Source organism: uncultured Romboutsia sp., assembly GCF_958366745.1.
GTDB lineage: Bacteria > Bacillota > Clostridia > Peptostreptococcales > Peptostreptococcaceae > Romboutsia > Romboutsia timonensis.
The window spans coordinates 1-2,766 of the sequence record NZ_CATXCO010000274.1 but is presented as its reverse complement, the minus strand read 5'-3'; the positions used below and the strand labels follow the sequence as shown (position 1 = coordinate 2,766).

Annotated in this window: 4 protein-coding genes; 1 reads left to right on the top strand and 3 read right to left on the bottom strand. The window is 25.2% G+C overall.

What is annotated here, in order from left to right; translation table 11 throughout:
* Positions 1-423: 423 nt before the first annotated feature.
* Positions 424-609 (bottom strand): small, acid-soluble spore protein, H family, encoded by a 186-nt coding sequence (locus Q5F54_RS12610; protein WP_071120403.1) that lies wholly within the window; start codon positions 607-609, stop codon positions 424-426.
* 54 nt (positions 610-663) lie between these two features.
* Positions 664-1,335 carry a hypothetical protein gene (locus Q5F54_RS12605; protein ID WP_288526300.1) on the bottom strand — a complete coding sequence of 224 codons (672 nt, stop codon included), beginning with the start codon at positions 1,333-1,335 and terminating at the stop codon, positions 664-666.
* 258 nt (positions 1,336-1,593) lie between these two features.
* Here Q5F54_RS12605 and Q5F54_RS12600 point away from each other — a divergent pair, with 258 nt between their 5' ends.
* Positions 1,594-1,872, top strand: coding sequence for a hypothetical protein (locus tag Q5F54_RS12600; protein ID WP_281538294.1), 279 nt, complete (start codon positions 1,594-1,596; stop codon positions 1,870-1,872).
* A gap of 37 nt (positions 1,873-1,909) precedes the next feature.
* Here the strand turns inward: Q5F54_RS12600 and trmB are convergent, their stop codons facing one another.
* Positions 1,910-2,548: a tRNA (guanosine(46)-N7)-methyltransferase TrmB gene (gene trmB, locus Q5F54_RS12595; RefSeq protein ID WP_281538295.1), complete on the bottom strand. Its 639-nt coding sequence runs from the start codon at positions 2,546-2,548 to the stop codon at positions 1,910-1,912.
* Between the last annotated feature and the right edge of the window lie 218 nt (positions 2,549-2,766).

Here is a 2,766-nt window from a genome sequence, read left to right as displayed (position 1 = left end):
GCATACTTACCTTTCATTGGATTATTATCCTTATCATATTCTCTATAATTAGAAACTTTATCAATAAAGAATAGACTAAGTACTTTTATACCTTTCTTATTTGAATCTTATATGAAACCTTTTTATGGCATCTATCTTGTATCAAATAATTATTATAAAGCTCTCTGCCATTTGTTAACTCTTTTAACTCATTACCTAGTTTTATTTGCTTCTTATATCTTTTTACTACACCTGTTTTTTTATTTAGATCTATAGATTTTTGTCCATTTAACTAACTTATCTTGTTGTCTGTGTATTATATTGGATTAATTTTCTTTGGTAGGATTTTTGAAAAATTTTCTAGTTTATCTTCATTATTACATATTTCTAAAGATAGAAAAAACACTTGAAATAACTTAATTCCAAGTGTTTTTTCTATAAAATTTATTTTTCTACTTCGCTTAATTGTTCTAAGTCAACTTCAAATCTTGAATCCCCTTGTAATGTTTCTACATATGCAGTTCCTATGTTGTTATCAACACTTAGTATTTTTACTGGGTTTTCTTTATAAAAAATATTACTGTTATTATCTTGTGTATTTACTATTTCCATAGCTCTTCTTAATTGCATATAATCCTCCTTGGTTTCTATTACATGTTAGAATTTATATTTAGATTAACCAGATTAAATATTATTTATTCCTGATTCTTTCTCTAAGATATTAATTTCATCCAAGGTAAATCCAGTTAATTCCACTATAAATTGTTTGCTAGAATTCTTTCTTAAAAGCTCTATAGCGATTTCTTTTTTTGTCTCTATAACATTTGGATTATTACTTCTGCTTTTGTATAATTCCTCAGCTTCGTTAGATGCATTAGCTTCACTAGGTATATCGATATCTATTTTATCAAATTCGATAGTATTTTGTGTAATATCATATTCTTTATTATCGTCAAGTATGACTTCTTGATTTTCTGAATTTCTATAATTATGTAAATAAGGTTCTAATATATGGAACAATATAAATGCAGCAGGAATTGTAAAGTAAATTTTAGCTCCCATAAAACCTACGACAACAGTCAAAATACTTATAAAGATATTAATAGATTCAAAAGACATGTTTAATATTTCCTTTTTTATAGTATATGACCTAATTAAACTAATAAATAAACTTAGTAGACAAAGTGGTAGTAATAAATAACTAGAAATTACTCCGCTGAAACCAAGAAAATCAAAATAACCTTCTATGTTGCCATATACAAACATATAACCATTTAAATACGCATAAATACATGCCAAAATACCAAAAGTTGCACCTAGAGCTTGGGTGTACCAATCTAGAAATTTAAATCTCATAGTATCACTCCTAACAAATGTATATAGAATTAATATGCATTTGTTAAGATAAATATATCTTTTATTATGTTATTAAATATTTTAATTTATTAGTTAATGTAGTTTAGTATTTATTTTTTATCTTATAAGTAATATAATATAGTTCTATAAATATTTATTTTACATATTTACAGTGGGTTATTTGGCCTATCAACTGATTAAATACAAGTAATATGGAAATACTACTAATAGATCCACTGAGTAAAGGGGAGTTTGATTATGTTAGATACATTAGAGTTTGTACTTAGAATTTTATTTTTTGCTTTATCTATAACATGGGCTGGAAAAATAATGATTTTAAGAACTGATAAGCAGATAGTTATAAATCCTTTGCTTATCATAATTTCTTCGCTTTTAGTGATGCTTCCATCATCTAATGAAGGTATAGAATTACTTGGGATAAGTGTTCAAAATATAAAAATAACATTATATTGTATATATCTAGTTATAGTTTTAATAGGTATATATGCTACGAGCAAAAAAAATGGTATTTTTTAAAATAAGAGGTTACATTTTATAATAACCTCTTATTTTTTTATCTTGATTTAGCTTCACATCTGAAAATTTTTAATCCTTGAGACATAAACTTATCTTCGTATTCAGTTGTTACATTTTCAAAATCGCTATTAGCTAGATTTAATGATATGTTTTTAAGAACCCAGTTGTTAGAAGCTATTTCATTTAAGCTAAACTCAAATAACCCTTCATTATCGGTTTTAAAATGTATTTCACCTTCTGGGTTAAGTATCTCTCTATACATATTTAAGAAATTAGTATGAGTTAATCTTCTCTTCGCCCATCTTTTCTTAGGCCATGGATCACAGAAATTGATATAAACTCTAGAAAGTTCATTTGAATCAAAATAATCTAATGCTTTGCTTACATCTGCCCAAGCAAATACTATATTCTTTAAATTATCACGATCTGCTTTTTCTACAGCTTTTAAAAGTACTTCTTCCTTTATTTCAAAAGCAATGTAATTTATATCAGGATTTTGTTTTGCTAATGTAGTTAAAAATTTACCTCTACCAGTACCGAATTCTGCATGTATAGGATTATCATTTTTAAATAGTTGATTCCAGTTTCCTTTTAAACTTTCTATATTATCTCTAACTACATAGTCTTTATAACTTAATAGTTTTTCATCTGCACCTTTGACTTTTCTTCTTCTCATGTTTTATCTCCTTGTATTATATACTGATATATAATTATACAGAAATTTTTATAAAAAATAAAGATTTTAGGAATTTCAAAATACAGTTTTTAAAATAAATTTATACTCCTACTAATCTACTAAAAAATAATATGAAGTTAATATATGAGTGTGAAAAATTCGCTTTTATAATTTTATCGATAGTATATTCTTGCTTCTGATACGAATATATTTGTTAC

What these genes read in the sequence shown, in the direction of transcription:
- Q5F54_RS12600 (WP_281538294.1), top strand. Translation starts at nt 1,594, where the DNA reads ATGTTAGATACATTAGAGTTTGTACTTAGAATTTTATTTTTTGCTTTA.
- Q5F54_RS12610 (WP_071120403.1), bottom strand. Translation starts at nt 609, where the DNA reads ATGCAATTAAGAAGAGCTATGGAAATAGTAAATACACAAGATAATAAC.
- trmB (WP_281538295.1), bottom strand. Translation starts at nt 2,548, where the DNA reads ATGAGAAGAAGAAAAGTCAAAGGTGCAGATGAAAAACTATTAAGTTAT.
- Q5F54_RS12605 (WP_288526300.1), bottom strand. Translation starts at nt 1,335, where the DNA reads ATGAGATTTAAATTTCTAGATTGGTACACCCAAGCTCTAGGTGCAACT.